Consider the following 15,019-nt stretch of genomic DNA (forward strand, 5'->3'; position numbering starts at 1 on the left):
TGACCCACCCGCGTGCCGCCATGGCCGTGCTCGGCGCGGCGGCGCCCTGCTCGGCAACGCCTCGGCCCGTCGTGCCCACCGCTCGGCCGTGGAGCAGGGCGCTGCCCTGCGCGTCATGGACGACATGCCCCAGGACCTGCAGACCGACGGACCCGTGCAGATCCCGGTCCCCGCCGCTGCCCGCGTGGTGCTGGAGACCCTGCTGGACCCGGCCCTGGCCGAGGGCACCGCACTGCCGGGCGCGGCCGCGCTGCGTGCCCAGCTGCCGCACACGAAGGCCGTGGAGCCGGAGCCGGGTGCCGAGTTCTCCGATTGGCTGCCGCTCGTGGTGGACCCCGAGACCACCCTGGTCCGCGCCGTCCCGCACGACTTCACCTGGCCGGTCCGCGGCCGCTTCACCCACGACGGCGCGGACTTCGAGATCCTGCTGCGCGTGGTGGACGGCGAGCTCGGGGCAGTGGAGATCGTGCCGGTGGACGAGACCTCGGACGAGTCCTGGGAGGCCCGCGCCACTCTCGAGACCTGGCCCTCCCCCGAGGAGCTGACCTTCTCCGTGGACGGCTCGGAGCGCTAACGGACTGTCCAGGTCCGGATCAGCCCGGAGGGCTAGAGTGGGATGCCGTCCGCTGTGCCCTGAAGACTTCGGAGTCGCCTCGCCATGACCACGCCCGCCCCGGTGAAGAGCAGCGCCCGTGCGCGCCGCAAGGCCGCCCGCGCCGCCGCAGGACCGCGCCCGCGCCTGCAGATGAGCATCTACGGGTTCATGGTGGCCTGGCTGATCCCGAACCTGCTGATGGCGGCGATCGTCCTGGCGCTCACCCTGATCCCGTCCCTGCAGGAGTTCGGCAGCCTCACCCCGCTGCTGACCGTGGTGGGCATCGCGGGCCTGGTGGTCGGCCTGCCCCTGTGCCTGCTGGTGAACTGGGTGTTCCGGCATGTGCTGAACCAGTGGGTGCATGTGCTGGCCTACGCCCTGGTCGGCATGCTCTTCGGCCTGGTGGTGCTGACCCAGGGGGCCGGCGGCATCCTGCCGATGCTCATCCCGGTGATCGGCTTCCCGGCCGGCATCCTCATGGGCCTGGGCCGCCTGGCCGCCCGTCCCCTCGTCCGGGTCGTGGACGGCCCGGAGGGGGTCGCCGACGACGAGGACGCGCCTGCCGACCGGGCCGCGGCCGAGCGGTCCGTCTGACCGTCTCAGGCGCCCGACGGGGCACCTGCCCGACGGAGACGACTGTCTGACAGGCGGCGTGATGGGGCCTTCCGCCTGATCGGATGAGCTCTTTCTCCTCGAGACGCGAATCATGCGCCCTCCGCCTCAGCACACGAATCGCCGGGGCCCGGCCGTTGCGGCGGCCGCCCCCGGCGACGAGGCAGGGCCTCAGGTGTGGTGATCGTGCCGCTTCGCTGCGGCACTGCACGCTGTGCAGAGAGAAAGAAGGCGGCGGTCAGTGACCGCCGCCTTCTCCCTAGAACGTCCTCCCGGGCCCGCATCCCCTCAGGCTTGTTCCGGTCGGTGTCGTCCTGCACTGTGCACCGTCTCTTGGGGCAATTCTGATTGTAGTGCGGGCCACTGCCGAGCGGGTAGTGGACTTTCGTCTACACTTTCTCACCGACCTGTGATCCAGGTCACACCTCAGCGGGGTCACCTGCGGGCACGGCGGCCTCCAGCACCCATCGGCCCCCGTCCCGGCCGGCGGAGAAGGTCCCCCCGAAGGCGGAGATGCGCTCTCGCATGGAGTTCAGTCCCACGCCGGAGGAGTTCCACGCCTGCTCCTTCCTGCCACGGGGCCTCCGGCCGCCCTTGGGCTGCTCCACCCCGTTGACCACACGGAGGACGGCGTCCTGCCCGTCCACGGCCGCGGCGATCTCCACCGGTGCGGAGCGGTCCCCGTGCTTGGCGATGTTGCTCGTGGCCTCCTGCAGCACGCGGTAGAGCGCGCTCTGCGTGCCCAGCGGGATCGTGTGCTCACCCAGCCTCTCGTCCACCTCAACGACGAAGCCCAGCTCCATGAGCTCATGGGAGACCCGCTTCACGCCGAGCCCGAGGTCCGCCGCGGTGCTGGACTCAGAGCCGGCCTGGCCCGGCTGCGTCTGGTCCCCGACCACGCCCTCCTCACGCATCAGCGCCAGCATGCGCCGCAGGTCCACGAGGGCGTCCTTCGCGGAGTCACCGACCACCGCCAGCGCCTGGCGTGCGGCGTCGTCCGTGCCGACGAACTGCGCCGTGCGGGCCTGCATCGAGATGATCGTCAGGTTGTGCGCCACGATGTCATGCAGGTCCCGGGCCAGGATGCGACGCTCGCGGAGGGCGGCCTCGATCGCCTGCCGGCGGGCCTCCTCGATCTTGAGGGCGTCCGCTTCGCGGCGGGACCAGGCGGCCCGGATGAACACGCCGATGCTGATGCCGAGGGCGGTGATCAGGACCGTGAACCAGGTTGTTGCCGGATTCGCCCCCATAAAATAGGGGGAGAATACGGCCCACCCCATGGAGATGAGGCACGCAACCACGCTGAAACGAATATTCGCAGTGGCGATGACTGCAGCCAGGATCGCCGCACCGAAGAGCAGGACGGGCACGACATCCAAAGCAGTTCGTGCCAGAAAGTAGGTGGGGACCAACACCGTGTAGGCAACGGTCGTCGAGACCCACTGCACAACGAACGCAGCTGTGACGAGAACCAGCAGGAACACATAGCTGGCACCCGCGGGCGTCCAGGGCCCCTCGGTGATCGCGGAGTGCACGTCGGAGACCAGCGACAGGACGACGAACACGCTGGCCAACCCCAGATACCAGGGACTGCAACGCCGTGCCTCCCAGAAACGACGCCACCCTCGTGGCACCGATGGTCGTTCGATCGCCACGGTCGCAGGGGTGGGGTCTACGACTTCGGTCGAAGTCACCCGATCGTCTTGTGCGAGTGACGTCAGTCGCAGAAAATTCCGTAGGCCGCGCAGAAGAACTCCCGGGTGCCCTTGACGATCCCAGTGGTCTCGGCGACGCCCGAGCCGGGGCCGGTCGGAGCGGCGGAGGCGGCGGGGGCCATGGTGAACAGGAACGCGGCGGTCAGGACGCCGGCGGCGAGCTTGCGAGTCTTCATGGTGAGTATTATGCGGTGCGGGTCACAGTTGCGCCAGACCCCCTCCCGAGCGAGCGCAGATTCACAGCAGATGCTGTGCACAGCGGGACACGAACCCTGTGATGTACCCGACACCGCGCGCCTGTTCTACCCTGAACCGGTGACCCATAACCTTCGTGTGCTCATCGTGGACGACCAGCCGCTCATGAGCGGGGCCCTGAAGACCCTCGTGGACTCGGCACCCGGCATGAGCTGCCTCGGCATCGCCGCCAACGGCGCGGAGGCCGTCGAGGCCTGCGACGCCACCACCCCGGACGTGGTGCTGATGGACATGCAGATGCCCGTCATGGACGGCGTCGAGGCCACCGGACACATCGTCCGAGACCACCCCGAGGTCCGCGTCCTCGCGATCACCACCTTCACCTCGGAGAACTACCTGGTCCCCGCCCTGCGCGCCGGTGCGGCCGGATACATGGTGAAGGACGCCGAGCCGGCCTCCATCCTGAGCGCCATCCACGCCGTGCACCGCGGCGAGTCCGTCCTCTCCCCCGCCGTCACGCAGAAGCTGCTGACCGCCATCGAGGAGGACGGCCCCGGCGTCGGCACCCGCCCGGTGCGCCCCGGCGACCCGGACGGCTCCGATCTCACCGAGCGTGAGCTGGCCGTCCTACACCTGCTGGCCCGCGGCCAGTCCAACACGGAGATCGCCCAGAACCTCCACCTATCCGAGTCCACGGTGAAGGCCACGTTCACCCGCATCCTGGACAAGCTCGAGGTCCGGGACCGCGTCCAGGCCATCATCCGCTCCGCGCAGCTGGGCCTGGTCACCCTCTCCCTGGACTGAGCCGCCCCTCCGGCGAAGCGCCGGAGGCCGGGCACACGACGACGCGCGTCACCCCGGCAGGGTGACGCGCCGTCGTCGGGAAGCAGAGACGGGGCCTGGGGCCCCGCACGGTCAGCGGGCGTAGATCTCGTTGCGGCGGTCGTTGAGGTCGCGCAGGCGCTTCATGCCCCGGTCCGCGATCTCGTCCGCCTCCTTGACCAGAAGGTCCTTGGACGGGCCCCAGACCGTGTTCACGAAGCCCTCGCCCTCCGGATCCAGGTTGTGGATGTCCTCCTGCACCAGGCGGACCTCGTCCACGGCCTTGCCCAGCTCCACGGATTTCTCGTCGATCTTCTCGATGGAGGGCTCCACGTCGTCCGAGATGACGTCCATGGCGTACTCCGCCTCATAGAGCTCGCTGTTGAGGGTGCAGCGCTCCTCGAGGTCGTAGAGGCCGATGTTGCGGGTGTAGGCCTTCTCGTTCACGGACCGCATCTCCGCGTCCTCCGCCGCATCCACACCGACGCCGGTGGGGGCGGCCATGCCCTCCTCCACCATGGCGACGTTGATGTCCTCGCCCGCCATGCGGAAGCTCGCGTACTCCTGACCGTCGACCTCCTCGAGGTCCACCACGGCCGTGGCGCCGACCACCAGGCGGTCGCGCAGCCACACATAGGACTTCTCACCCATGCACAGCGACGGGCCGACCCGCAGGCCGTCCGGGTTGCGCGGACCGGCCGCCACGCCGGCCATCTTCACCGTCTTCTCGTCACCGTGAGCGTTGATCTTCACGGTGGTGCCGTCCACGACCTCCACGATCTGCATCCGGCGGCTCTCCTGGACCATGCCGCGGAACATCACCATCACGGCCAGCAGGATCATGATCAGTGCCACGACGGCGAAGGCCACGAATGCCTTCTTGGGCACCCGGGCACGGGAGGCGACATGAGTCATGCGGAGGATCCTGACGGTGGACGATGGACGGTCGAACCCGGACACGGGCGAGGCCCGCCGTCCCGGCTCGGAGACCCATCCTAGCGAAGGTGGCTTCGAGCCCGGGACGGCGGGCCGCGGTCAGGGTGCGGGGATCAGCACACGGTCAGCGCTCGCGCTTGTAGAACGGCAGCGGCACCACGGTGAACGGCTCACCGCGGCCCCGCAGGTCCACCTGGACCTCGGTGTCCTCGGCCGCGAAGGCGCGGTCGACGCGCGCCATGGCGATCGGGTACCCAAGGGTCGGGGACGGGGCACCGGAGGTGACCTCGCCGATCACGGTGCCCTCCGCGTCCTGCACCGCATAGCCGTGGCGGGCGGCACGGCGGCCGTTGCCCTTCAGGCCCACGAGGACCTGGGCGACCTCGTCCTTGCCCTCGAGCGAGGACCGGCCCACGAAGTCGGCCTCCTTGGACGCCGGGACGGCGAAGGAGACGCCCGAGGCGTGCGGCTGGTGGGCGTTGTCCAGCTCGTTGCCGTACAGCGGCATGCCGGCCTCCAGGCGCAGCGAGTCGCGGGACGCCAGGCCGCACGGGGTCAGCTCCACGCCGGCCGCCTCGGCGGCCTTCACCACGGCGTTCCAGACGGCGGAGCCGCGGTCCCCGGCCTCCTCCGGGGAGCCTGCCGTGACGAACAGCTCGAAGCCGTCCTCGCCGGTGTAGCCGGTGCGGGCCACGAGGACCTCCACGTCGCCGGCGTCGGTCGGCAAAGGCAGGGTGACGTGGGCGTAGTACTTCAGCTCCGCCAGCGTCTGGGCGTGGGCCGGCATGGCCTGGGCCAGGATCTGCTCGGCCTGCGGGCCCTGCACGGCCACCAGGGAGGTGTCCGCGGACTCGTCCGTGACGGTGACGTCACGGCCGGAGGCCCGCTGGGCGAGGGCGGTGTACACGGAGCCCGCGTTGCCGGCGTTCGGCACCACCAGGTACTCCGGCACGGCGCCCTCGGCGCCGTCGTCCATGCGGTAGACGATCAGGTCGTCCAGGATGGTGCCGGCGTCGGTCAGGCACAGGCCGTACTTCGCGCGGCCCGGCTTCAGCGTGGTCATGATGCTGGACAGGGCGTAGTCGAGCATCTTGCCGGCCTCCGGGCCGCTCACGCGGACCTCGCCCATGTGGGAGAGGTCGAAGATGCCGGCGGCGGAGCGGACGGCCTTGTGCTCGGCCAGCTCGGAGCCGTACTTCAAGGGCATGTTCCAGCCGCCGAAGTCGGTGAAGGAGGCGCCGGCGGCCTCGTGGACGGCATGCAGCGCGGAGTTGCGCAGGTTCTTGGACATGGGTGTCTCCTCTCAGGCGTCCGCGGCCGCGGTCGCGTCGGTCTCGTCCTCGAAGGCCTCCGGCGGCGGGCACGAGCAGACCAGGTTGCGGTCGCCGTACGCGCCGTCGATGCGGCCGACGGGCGGGAAGTACTTGTCCTGGCGCAGCGAGGCCACCGGGTAGCCGGCCTTGGAGCGCGGGTAGGACCGGTCCCACTCGTCGCCGGTGAGGACGGCGGCGGTGTGCGGCGCGTTGCGCAGCACGGAGTCCTCGAGGGTCTCCGGGGTGGTCTCCACGATCTCGCCATGGATCGAGATCATGGCCTCGATGAAGCGCTCCAGCTCGCCCAGGTCCTCGGACTCGGTCGGCTCCACCATGAGGGTGCCGGCCACCGGGAACGCCAGGGTCGGGGCGTGGAAGCCGTAGTCGATCAGGCGCTTACAGACGTCCTCCGCGGTCACCCCATGCTTCGCGGTGAGCTCGCGCAGGTCCAGGATGCACTCGTGGGCCACGAGGCCGCCCTCGCCGGTGTAGAGGGTCGGGTAGTGATCCGCCAGCCGGCGCGAGATGTAGTTCGCGCCGAGCAGGGCGTAGCGGGTGGCCTTGGTGAGCCCCTCCGCGCCCATGAGGTGCAGGTAGGCCCAGGAGATCGGCAGCACGCCGGCCGAGCCCTGCGGGGCAGCGGTCATGAGCGTCTCGCGGGACGGCAGGTACTTCACCAGGTGCTCGCCCACGGCCACCGGACCCACGCCCGGGCCGCCGCCGCCGTGCGGGATGCAGAAGGTCTTGTGCAGGTTCAGGTGGGAGACGTCGCCGCCGAAGCGGCCCGGCTGCGCCAGACCGACCAGGGCGTTGAGGTTCGCCCCGTCGATGTACACCTGACCGCCGGCGGCGTGGACCTTGTCGCACACCTCGCGCACGTCGGCGTCGTAGACGCCGTGCGTGGACGGGTAGGTGATCATGATGGCCGCGATGCGGCCCTCGTTGGCGGCAATCTTCTTGTCCAGGTCCTCGGCGGAGATGGTGCCGTCCTCGGCAGTGGCCACCACGACCACCTTGAGACCGGCGAGCACCGCGGAGGCCGCGTTGGTGCCGTGCGCGGAGGCCGGGATGAGGCAGATGTCCCGCTCGCCCTCGCCGTTCTCCATGTGGAACTGCCGGATGGCCCAGAGGCCGGCGAACTCGCCCTGCGAGCCCGCGTTGGGGGCCACCGAGACGCCGGCGTAGCCGGTGATCTCGGAGAGCTTCGCCTCGAGGTCCTCGATCAGGTAGCGCCAGCCCTCGGTCTGGTGGGCCGGGGCGTACGGGTGGATGGAGCAGAACTCCGGCCAGGAGATGGACTCCATCTCCGCGGTGGCGTTGAGCTTCATGGTGCACGAGCCCAGCGGGATCATCGTGCGGTCCAGGGCGAGGTCGTAGCCGGAGAGGCGGCGCAGGTAGCGCAGCATCTGGGTCTCGGAGTGGTGGGTGTTGAAGACCGGGTGGGTCATGTACTCCGAGCTGCGCAGCATGCCCTGCGGGATGGCCGGGGTGGCCACGGCGCCCTCGTGCGTGGAGCCCGGCAGGGAGTCAGCGTCCAAGCCGAAGGCGGCGAGCACGGCGGTGAGGTCCTCGTCCACCGTGGTCTCGTCGCAGGCCACGCGGACGGTGTCCGCGTCCACCACGCGCACGTTCACGCCGTTCTCCTCGGCGGCAGCACGGATCTGCTCGGCCTTGCCCGGCACCTCGAGGGTGAGGGTGTCGAAGTAGGCCTCGTGCACGACCTTCACACCGGCGCCGGCGAGCGCGGTGGCGAGGCGGTGCGCCTGGCGGTGGGCGTGGCGGGCGATCTGGGCCACGCCGGCCGGGCCGTGGTAGACGGCGTACATGGAGGCGGTGATGGCCAGCAGCGCCTGCGCGGTGCAGATGTTCGAGGTGGCCTTCTCGCGGCGGATGTGCTGCTCGCGGGTCTGCAGGGCAAGACGGTAGGCGGGCTTGCCGGCGTCGTCATGGGACACGCCCACGAGGCGGCCCGGCATGGAGCGCTGCATGCCCTCGCGGACGGCCATGTAGGCGGCGTGCGGGCCGCCGTAGAACAGCGGGACGCCGAAGCGCTGGGTGGAGCCGACGGCGATGTCCGCGCCCTGCTCGCCCGGAGGGGTGATGAGGGTGAGCGCGAGGATGTCCGCGGCCACGGTGACCAGCGCGCCGGTCTCCTTGGCCTCGGCGATGACGGCCGAATGGTCGTGCAGTCGGCCGGAGTCGCCGGGCTGCTGCAGGACGATGCCGCACAGCCCCTTCTCCTCGATCACGGCCGCGACGTCCTCCGGGATGCCGGCGGAGAGGTCGGCCACGTGGACGTCGATGCCCACGGCGTCGGCGCGCAGCTGCGTCACGGTGAGGGTCTGCGGGAACAGGTCCGCGTCCAGCAGGGTGACGCCGTTCCCCTTCTTCTTGTTGGCGCGATGCATGAGCAGGACGGCCTCGGCCACGGCGGAGGCCTCGTCCAGCAGAGACGCGTTGGCGATCGGCAGGGCGGTGAGGTCCTGCACCATCGTCTGGTAGTTCAGCAGGGCCTCGAGGCGGCCCTGGGAGATCTCCGGCTGGTACGGGGTGTAGGCGGTGTACCAGGCCGGGTTCTCGAGGACCTTGCGGAGGATGACGCCGGGGGTGACGGTGTCGTAGAAGCCCTGGCCGAGCATCTGCGTCTTCATCACGTTGCGGCCGGCGATCTCGCGCAGCTGCTCGAGCACCGCGGACTCGGTGAGCGGGGCGGGCAGGTCCAGCCCGCCCTCCATGCGGATGACCGAGGGGACGGCCTTGTCCACGAGCTGGTCGACGGAGTCGAAGCCGAGCACCTCGAGCATGTGCGCTGCGTCGGCCTCGCGCGGCCCGATGTGGCGGTCCACGAACGGCGCCGACGCGGTGTCCCGCGGCTCGTGTGCGGCCTGCGGCAGCGCCGTGGTCTCGTCTGCGGTCGGATGGGTGCTGGTCACGGGTACCTCCGAGGGGTCCTGCCGGTGCGGCATGGGGGCATTCACCTCCCCGCTCTGTCATGAGACCTGAGAGTTTCCACCCGCCTGCGGCGGGCTTGCACCGTCGGTGACGCAGTCCTCCGGGCTGAGTGCCGGGTCCTGCGTGCTTTCCAGAGCGTCCACACCTGCGCGGTACGTGTGCCTGAGAGATTCCCGGGGAGGTCTTGCTCCTTCGGCGGCCGGCCTGCCTCCGCGGTTGTCTCCCGCGGACGCGCCGACGCTCTCCCGCACAGGGCGATAGCGACGTGGAGTCAGTATCCCACAGGACGTGGCCCCGGTCACCAGGCGGGGAGGACTAGAGTGCGCCCGTGACCGCTCGCGCTCCCTCCACCGCCGCCCCGCCCGCCGCTCATCTGCCCGGCCTGCTCGTCTGCCTGGCCCTGGGCGCCGCGGCCGTGGGCCTCGCCGCGCTGGTGCGCCCGTGGGCGCCGGCGCTGAGCCCGCTGCTGCTGGCGATCCTCGCGGGCATCACCTGGCGGAACCTGGCACCGGTCCCGGGACGGCTCTCCCCCGGCATCGCGTTCGCGGCGAAGCCGGTGCTGCGCGCGGGCATCGTCCTGCTCGGCCTGCAGCTGGCCCTCGGCGATGTCCTCGCGCTCGGCTGGGGCGTGATCGTCCTGGTGGTGGCGGCCGTCGGCGTCACCTTCGCCGCCACGTTGGCGCTCGGGCGTGCCCTGCGCCTGCCGTGGGACCTCACCGCCCTCGTGGCCTCCGGGTTCTCCATCTGCGGTGCCGCCGCCGTGGCCGCCTCCGACTCGGTGGTCCGCGCCCGCCGGGAGATGGCCGCCACCGCGATCGGCCTCGTGGTGCTCTTCGGGACCCTGATGATCCCGCTGATGCCGGTGCTCACCGGTGCGCTCGGCCTGTCCGAGGAGGCGGCCGGCCTCTGGATCGGCGCGTCCACGCACGAGGTGGCCCAGGTGGTGGCGGCCGGAGGGCTCGTGGGCTCGGCGGCCCTGTCCGTGGCGGTGACGGTGAAGCTCGCCCGCGTCGTCATGCTGGCCCCCGTGATGGCCCTGCTCGCGGGCGCCCAGCGTCGCCGGGACTCCCGCCCCTCCTCCCTTCCCGACGACGGCCCGGCCGCCTCCGCCTCCCGCCCTCCCCTGGTCCCGTGGTTCGTGGTGGGGTTCCTGGCGGCGATGCTGCTGCGTTCGACCGGCCTGCTGCCGGACGGGCTCCTGGAGGCGGCCGCCGTGGTGCAGCAGCTGCTGCTGGCCACGGCGATGGCAGCGCTCGGTCTGGGAGTGCACCTGCGCTCGATCGTGCAGGTGGGGCCCCGTCCGCTCGTCCTGGGCGCGACGAGCACGGCCGTCGCCGTGGCGGTCGGCGGTCTCGGAGCGTGGCTGCTGGGTCCGGGGCTCTCGCTCGGCTGATCGACGGGCTGGCGCACGCCAGGGGTCGGCATCGGAGCGCCGATCGGCCTACGGTCGGGTGGAACGCACTCCCGATCCGTTCGAAGGAGCGATGCGCACATGTTCACGCGCAACCGAGAGCAGTCCGAGACCGTCGAGTGGGGCGGCGGCACGTCCGACCGCCTGCTGGTGGAGAAGGACGGCATGGGCTTCGCCGTCTGCCACACGATCGTGAAGCAGGGCACCTCCTCCAAGCTCGAGTACCGCAACCACCTCGAGGCCTGCTACTGCATCTCCGGCTCCGGCCAGGTGGTGGAGAAGGACGGCACGGTCCACGAGATCACCCCCGGCACCATCTACGTGCTGGACGAGCACGACCCGCACGAGCTGCGCGGCGGCGAGACCGAGGACATGCACCTGGTCTCCATCTTCAACCCGCCGATCACCGGCGACGAGAAGCACACCCTCTCCGAGGACGGCTACTCCTCCTACTGAACCGTCCCGCACCGCACCGGCGGGGGCGTCCGGACCGGACGCCCCCGCGGGCGTTTCCGCTACCGTTCACTTCTGTGAGCTACGGACATTCGATCCCCGACATCATGGCCGGCACCTCGGATCCCGGCGGGCGCCGCACCGCCGAGGACGCGGAGAACACCGGCCCGCGCTCGCACCCGCAGGGGCGCACCGAGCAGCTGTTCGGCGTGCGCCGCCATGACGAGGTCCGGCAGGAGGGCGCCCACTGGAACCCCGGGTACATGCTCGCCGGGCCCAGCTCCATCGGCCTAGACGGCCGGCCCACCGCGGCCGCGGCGACCGTGCTGATGGACAACGCCACCGCCGTGGCCGTCCACCATGCCGCCGCCGGCGCCTTGGAGGCCATCGTCACCACCGAGCTCACGCTCAACGTCCTCAAGCCGCTGCCGGTGTTCGACGCCTCCCCGGACGCCGATCCCGCCGACCAGCCGGTGATGGAGTGCTGGTACACCCCGCTCACCGTGGACGCCGTCGGCGGCGCGGCCCGGGCGTGGCTCGTGGACGCCGAGGGCGACCGCGTGGCCGAGGCGACCGGCTGGTTCCAGGCCGTGCCCGCCGCTCCCCCGGCCTCGCTGGACGCCTTCGTCCGCCACGGCAGGCTCCCGCTCGGCCCGGAGACCCGGGTGCCCATGGCGGAGCTGCTCGGACTGGATCCCGACTCGGTCACCGTGCAGGACGACACCGTCCGTCCCGACCAGTCCCGCGAGTTCGTGCCCGGCGCCCGCTTCCGGGAGAACCGCGAGCTGGACAACCCGCAGGGCGCCGTCCACGGCGGGGCGATGATGCTCCGCGCGATCCTGGCCGCCCAGGGCGCCATGCCTGACCGTGCGCTGTACGACGTCCAGGCGGTCCGCACCGTCTACACCCGCCCGGGCCACGGGGACATGGTCGCCCTGACCCGCGTCCGCCATGCCGGCCGTTCCCTGCGCTTCGTTGACGTCGAGCTCGTCCCGCTCGGCGAGGACGACTCGCCTGTGGCGGACAAGCCGATGGTGCAGGTGCAGGTCACCTTCCGCGTCGCCCGGGACTGACACCGCCCCGGCCTCCCCGATGGCCGGCCACAGCCGGAAGGGGACGACGACGGCGGGAGGCTCCCGTCCGTCGTCGTCCCCTTCGCGTGTGGTGAGGCGAGGGCCCGAGGCCCGGCTCAGAGGGTCAGATCGCCCGACTCCGGCCTCTGGAAGTGGGACTCGACGAGCTCCGGGGTCACCTCGTCCAAGGAGGCCGGCTGCCACTGCGGGTTCTTGTCCTTGTCCACGAGGAGGGCACGGATGCCCTCGGCGAAGTCGTGGCCGCGCAGGTGGGCGGCGGTGGTGCGGTACTCGGTCTTGAGCACGGCGGCGAGGTCGTCGGCGTCACGGGCGCGGCGGACGGCGGCCAGGGTCACCGAGACGGCGGTCGGGCTGAGCTTCTCCAGGCGGTCCGCGGCCTTGTGGGCGGCCTCCTCGTCCCGGGCGCGCAGGGCCACGACGATCTGTGCCGCGGTGTCCTTCGCGTAGCACTCCTCGATCCACGGGCGCTGCGCCTGCAGTGCCGAGTCGCCCGGCTCGGTGGCGAAGCGGGCCAGGACGGCGTCCGGCTCCTCGGTCTCCAGGGCGGCGGCGACCTCGTCCAGGGTCTCGGAGTAGACGTGGTGGGTGGACAGGCCCAGGGCCACGGCGTCCGCGCCGGTGATGTGCTCGCCGGTCATGCCCACGTGCAGGCCGAACTCGGAGGGCAGGCGGGAGATGAGGTACGTGCCTCCCACGTCCGGGACGAAGCCGATGCCGGTCTCCGGCATGCCCCAGCGGGTGCGCTCGGTGGCCACCCGGTGGGAGGCGTGGCCGGAGACGCCCACGCCACCGCCGAGGACGATGCCGTCTTGGAAGGCGACGATCGGCTTGGGGTACTCGCTGATGAGGTGGTTCATGGAGTACTCGGTGGCGAAGAACTCCTCGCCCTGCTCGAAGTCCCCGGCCTGGATGGCGTGGTAGACGGAGACGATGTCCCCGCCGGCGCAGAGGCCGCGCTCGCCGGCGCCGCGCAAGAGGACGGTCTGGACGGACTCGTCGTCCTTCCACTCCAGCAACCGGGCGCGGATGCCCGTGACCATCTCGAAGGTCAGGGCGTTGATCGCCTTCGGGCGGTTGAGCGTGATGACGCCGAGGCGCCCCTTCTGCTCGATGATCAGCTCGTCGGTGTTCTGTGCGGTCTGCGCGTCGGTCATGGCCTTCACCCTTCCCTACGCCGGTCGGCCGGGCAACGGGTGCCCGGCCGGAGGCGGCGATTGATTGGACGTCCGAGGACTCTCTGTCCGGAGCCTATCAGCGCCGTGGTGGGACGGGTCCGCCTGCCGGGGGGGCGGCCGCGTGACGTCACCTAGACTTGGCCGTCATGAGCAGCACGCGACAGCCCCTGACCCGTGACCCCATCGCGGAGGCCCGCCGCAACTGGGAGCGGCAGGGGTGGGGCGAGGTGGCCGAGCCGATGGCGGCGGTCACCTCGATCATGCGCGCCCAGCAGATCCTGCTGGCCCGCGCGCACAAGGCCCTGAAGCCGTTCTCCCTGACCTTCGCGCGCTTCGAGCTGCTCGCCCTGCTGGACTTCTCCCGTGAGCGCCGCATGCCCATGAGCAAGGCGGGCGCCCTCCTCCAGGTGCACCCGACCTCCGTGACGAACGCGGTGGACCGCCTGGAGTCGGCCGGTCTGGTGGCTCGCGAGCCGCATCCCGGCGACCGCCGCGCCACACTCCTGTCCCTGACCGAGGAGGGCCGCGAGGTGACTGCGAAGGCCGCTGCCGCGTTGAACGAGCAGGTGTTCGCGGACACCGGCCTCTCGGACGAGGACGTCACCGGGCTGATCCAGATCCTGACCCGGTTCCGCCGCAGCGCCGGGGACTTCGAGGACGGCGCCGGCGCCTGACCTCGGCCCCGCCGCCAGCCGCCCGCCCGTCGTGCGCAGGCGTCCGGCGGCGCGCGTCAGCGACCGACGGTGCCGAAGCGCTGCGCCACGGGCGCCACGAACTGCGGCTTGAGGAAGAACCATGCCGCCGCGGTGACGGCCACGGACACCAGGAACACCACCAGGCCCCAGGCGTCGGTGGCCTCGCGCGAGGTGTACATGTGGTTCAGGTTCGCGAGCACTCCGGTGAAGACCACCAGGAACACGTGGACCAGGATGAAGCCGACGAAGAACAGCATCACCGGGAAGTGGACCCGGCGGGCGGCCTCCATGGGGAAGGCCCTGTTCAGGCCCTTGTTCTCCGTGGGGAACCAGGAGGACATGCGCCATCCGGTGAGGGCGGCCAGCGGGGCGGCCACGAACACCACCAGCGTGTAGGCGATCATCTGGAGCGCGTTGTAGTGGACCCAGCCGTTCTCCGCCGGCCAGTCCAGGGACAGGTACTGGATCCCGGCGGACAGGGCGTGGTGGAACACGTACGGGTCGGTGGGGATGATCCGCATCCACTGCCCGGTGACGAACAGCAGGATCACGAAGACCAGTCCGTTCAGCAGCCACAGCCCGTCGAGGGCCTGGTGCATCCAGATGGTCATCGAGTACTTCTTCGGGGTGTTGCCCTTCGCGGAGAACAGCGAGTCCTTCCGCGGCGTGAAGTTCGCGGGCGGCCGCTGCTCGGACCGGATCTGCAGGCCGGTCCGGATGATCAGCACCATCAGGAACATGTTGAGGAAGTGCTGCCAGCCGAGCCAGGCCGGGAAGCCGACGGGGGCGGACTCCGGCTGGGCAGTGTGCCCGTCGTACTGCGCGATGAAGTCCTGGACCGGCTCGAGGGTGCGCAGGCCGCGGGCGGCCAGCACCAGGGCCAGGCCCACGACGACGGCGCCGAGGACTCCCCAGAGCACCTTCCGTCCCAGCGGCACGGGTTCGGCGGCCTGGGCCTTCTTGTCCCGCTTCGCCGCCGGCTTCTCGGCGGTCTTCCGGCCCCGTGGCGGGCGTCGCCGCCGCGTGCTCAGCGCCTGGGCCCGGTCGGCGG

Annotated in this window: 13 protein-coding genes, 1 pseudogene and 2 riboswitches; of the genes and pseudogenes, 7 read left to right on the top strand and 7 right to left on the bottom strand. The window is 71.1% G+C overall.

What is annotated here, in order from left to right:
* Positions 1-574 (top strand): annotated as a pseudogene (locus AC2W7A_RS03190) (hypothetical protein); the annotation flags it as partial.
* Positions 575-658: 84 nt separating this feature from the next.
* Positions 659-1,189 carry a hypothetical protein gene (locus AC2W7A_RS03195; RefSeq protein WP_485990084.1) on the top strand — a complete coding sequence of 177 codons (531 nt, stop codon included), beginning with the start codon at positions 659-661 and terminating at the stop codon, positions 1,187-1,189.
* 437 nt (positions 1,190-1,626) lie between these two features.
* On the opposite strand, the gene AC2W7A_RS03200 is transcribed toward AC2W7A_RS03195, so the two are convergent.
* Both AC2W7A_RS03200 and AC2W7A_RS03205 read right to left on the bottom strand, forming a co-directional pair.
* A complete protein-coding gene (locus AC2W7A_RS03200) occupies positions 1,627-2,772 on the bottom strand; it encodes a sensor histidine kinase (protein WP_485990085.1) in 1,146 nt (381 codons plus the stop codon).
* A gap of 152 nt (positions 2,773-2,924) precedes the next feature.
* Positions 2,925-3,098: a hypothetical protein gene (locus tag AC2W7A_RS03205; RefSeq protein ID WP_485990086.1), complete on the bottom strand. Its 174-nt coding sequence runs from the start codon at positions 3,096-3,098 to the stop codon at positions 2,925-2,927.
* 139 nt (positions 3,099-3,237) lie between these two features.
* Here AC2W7A_RS03205 and AC2W7A_RS03210 point away from each other — a divergent pair, with 139 nt between their 5' ends.
* Entirely contained in the window at positions 3,238-3,921 is a 684-nt protein-coding gene (locus tag AC2W7A_RS03210) for a response regulator (protein WP_485990087.1), read from the top strand.
* Positions 3,922-4,032: 111 nt separating this feature from the next.
* Here AC2W7A_RS03210 and AC2W7A_RS03215 read toward each other — a convergent pair whose 3' ends face one another.
* From AC2W7A_RS03215 to gcvP, 3 genes are all read right to left on the bottom strand, one after another.
* Positions 4,033-4,854 carry a thermonuclease family protein gene (locus AC2W7A_RS03215; RefSeq protein ID WP_485990088.1) on the bottom strand — a complete coding sequence of 274 codons (822 nt, stop codon included), beginning with the start codon at positions 4,852-4,854 and terminating at the stop codon, positions 4,033-4,035.
* A gap of 145 nt (positions 4,855-4,999) precedes the next feature.
* The gene (gene gcvT / locus AC2W7A_RS03220; RefSeq protein WP_485990089.1) at positions 5,000-6,166 is read right to left on the bottom strand and encodes a glycine cleavage system aminomethyltransferase GcvT; all 1,167 of its coding nucleotides are present in this window, start codon (positions 6,164-6,166) and stop codon (positions 5,000-5,002) included.
* A 12-nt stretch (positions 6,167-6,178) separates the two neighbouring features.
* Complete coding sequence (gene gcvP / locus AC2W7A_RS03225; protein ID WP_485990090.1) at positions 6,179-9,154, bottom strand: aminomethyl-transferring glycine dehydrogenase; 2,976 nt, start codon at positions 9,152-9,154, stop codon at positions 6,179-6,181.
* Positions 9,155-9,165: 11 nt separating this feature from the next.
* A riboswitch (glycine riboswitch) is annotated at positions 9,166-9,280 on the bottom strand.
* A riboswitch (glycine riboswitch) is annotated at positions 9,281-9,398 on the bottom strand. It abuts the riboswitch before it with no gap.
* 70 nt (positions 9,399-9,468) lie between these two features.
* On the opposite strand from gcvP, the gene AC2W7A_RS03230 reads away from it, so the two are divergent.
* The 3 genes from AC2W7A_RS03230 to AC2W7A_RS03240 all read left to right on the top strand — a co-directional run bounded on the left by AC2W7A_RS03230 (position 9,469) and on the right by AC2W7A_RS03240 (position 12,077).
* Complete coding sequence (locus AC2W7A_RS03230) at positions 9,469-10,533, top strand: YeiH family protein (RefSeq protein WP_485990091.1); 1,065 nt, start codon at positions 9,469-9,471, stop codon at positions 10,531-10,533.
* Positions 10,534-10,632: 99 nt separating this feature from the next.
* Entirely contained in the window at positions 10,633-11,007 is a 375-nt protein-coding gene (locus AC2W7A_RS03235; protein WP_485990092.1) for an ectoine synthase, read from the top strand.
* A 74-nt stretch (positions 11,008-11,081) separates the two neighbouring features.
* Positions 11,082-12,077, top strand: coding sequence for a PaaI family thioesterase (locus AC2W7A_RS03240; RefSeq protein ID WP_485990093.1), 996 nt, complete (start codon positions 11,082-11,084; stop codon positions 12,075-12,077).
* Between the two features lie 116 nt (positions 12,078-12,193).
* Here the strand turns inward: AC2W7A_RS03240 and AC2W7A_RS03245 are convergent, their stop codons facing one another.
* Positions 12,194-13,252, bottom strand: coding sequence for an enoyl-CoA hydratase/isomerase family protein (locus AC2W7A_RS03245; RefSeq protein ID WP_485990094.1), 1,059 nt, complete (start codon positions 13,250-13,252; stop codon positions 12,194-12,196).
* Between the two features lie 167 nt (positions 13,253-13,419).
* Between AC2W7A_RS03245 and AC2W7A_RS03250 the strand changes: the two genes are divergently transcribed.
* Complete coding sequence (locus AC2W7A_RS03250) at positions 13,420-13,947, top strand: MarR family winged helix-turn-helix transcriptional regulator (RefSeq protein WP_485990095.1); 528 nt, start codon at positions 13,420-13,422, stop codon at positions 13,945-13,947.
* Positions 13,948-14,003: 56 nt separating this feature from the next.
* Here AC2W7A_RS03250 and AC2W7A_RS03255 read toward each other — a convergent pair whose 3' ends face one another.
* Positions 14,004-14,906 carry a cytochrome b/b6 domain-containing protein gene (locus AC2W7A_RS03255; RefSeq protein ID WP_485990096.1) on the bottom strand — a complete coding sequence of 301 codons (903 nt, stop codon included), beginning with the start codon at positions 14,904-14,906 and terminating at the stop codon, positions 14,004-14,006.
* Positions 14,907-15,019: the final 113 nt, after the last annotated feature.

The sequence above is a fragment of the Micrococcus sp. LASM2_SD2 genome, assembly GCF_057364565.1.

Coding starts and splice junctions, on each gene's coding strand:
- AC2W7A_RS03245 (WP_485990094.1), bottom strand. CDS start 13,252: ATGACCGACGCGCAGACCGCACAGAACACCGACGAGCTGATCATCGAG.
- AC2W7A_RS03195 (WP_485990084.1), top strand. CDS start 659: ATGACCACGCCCGCCCCGGTGAAGAGCAGCGCCCGTGCGCGCCGCAAG.
- gcvP (WP_485990090.1), bottom strand. CDS start 9,154: ATGCCGCACCGGCAGGACCCCTCGGAGGTACCCGTGACCAGCACCCAT.
- AC2W7A_RS03215 (WP_485990088.1), bottom strand. CDS start 4,854: ATGACTCATGTCGCCTCCCGTGCCCGGGTGCCCAAGAAGGCATTCGTG.
- AC2W7A_RS03235 (WP_485990092.1), top strand. CDS start 10,633: ATGTTCACGCGCAACCGAGAGCAGTCCGAGACCGTCGAGTGGGGCGGC.
- gcvT (WP_485990089.1), bottom strand. CDS start 6,166: ATGTCCAAGAACCTGCGCAACTCCGCGCTGCATGCCGTCCACGAGGCC.
- AC2W7A_RS03250 (WP_485990095.1), top strand. CDS start 13,420: ATGAGCAGCACGCGACAGCCCCTGACCCGTGACCCCATCGCGGAGGCC.
- AC2W7A_RS03205 (WP_485990086.1), bottom strand. CDS start 3,098: ATGAAGACTCGCAAGCTCGCCGCCGGCGTCCTGACCGCCGCGTTCCTG.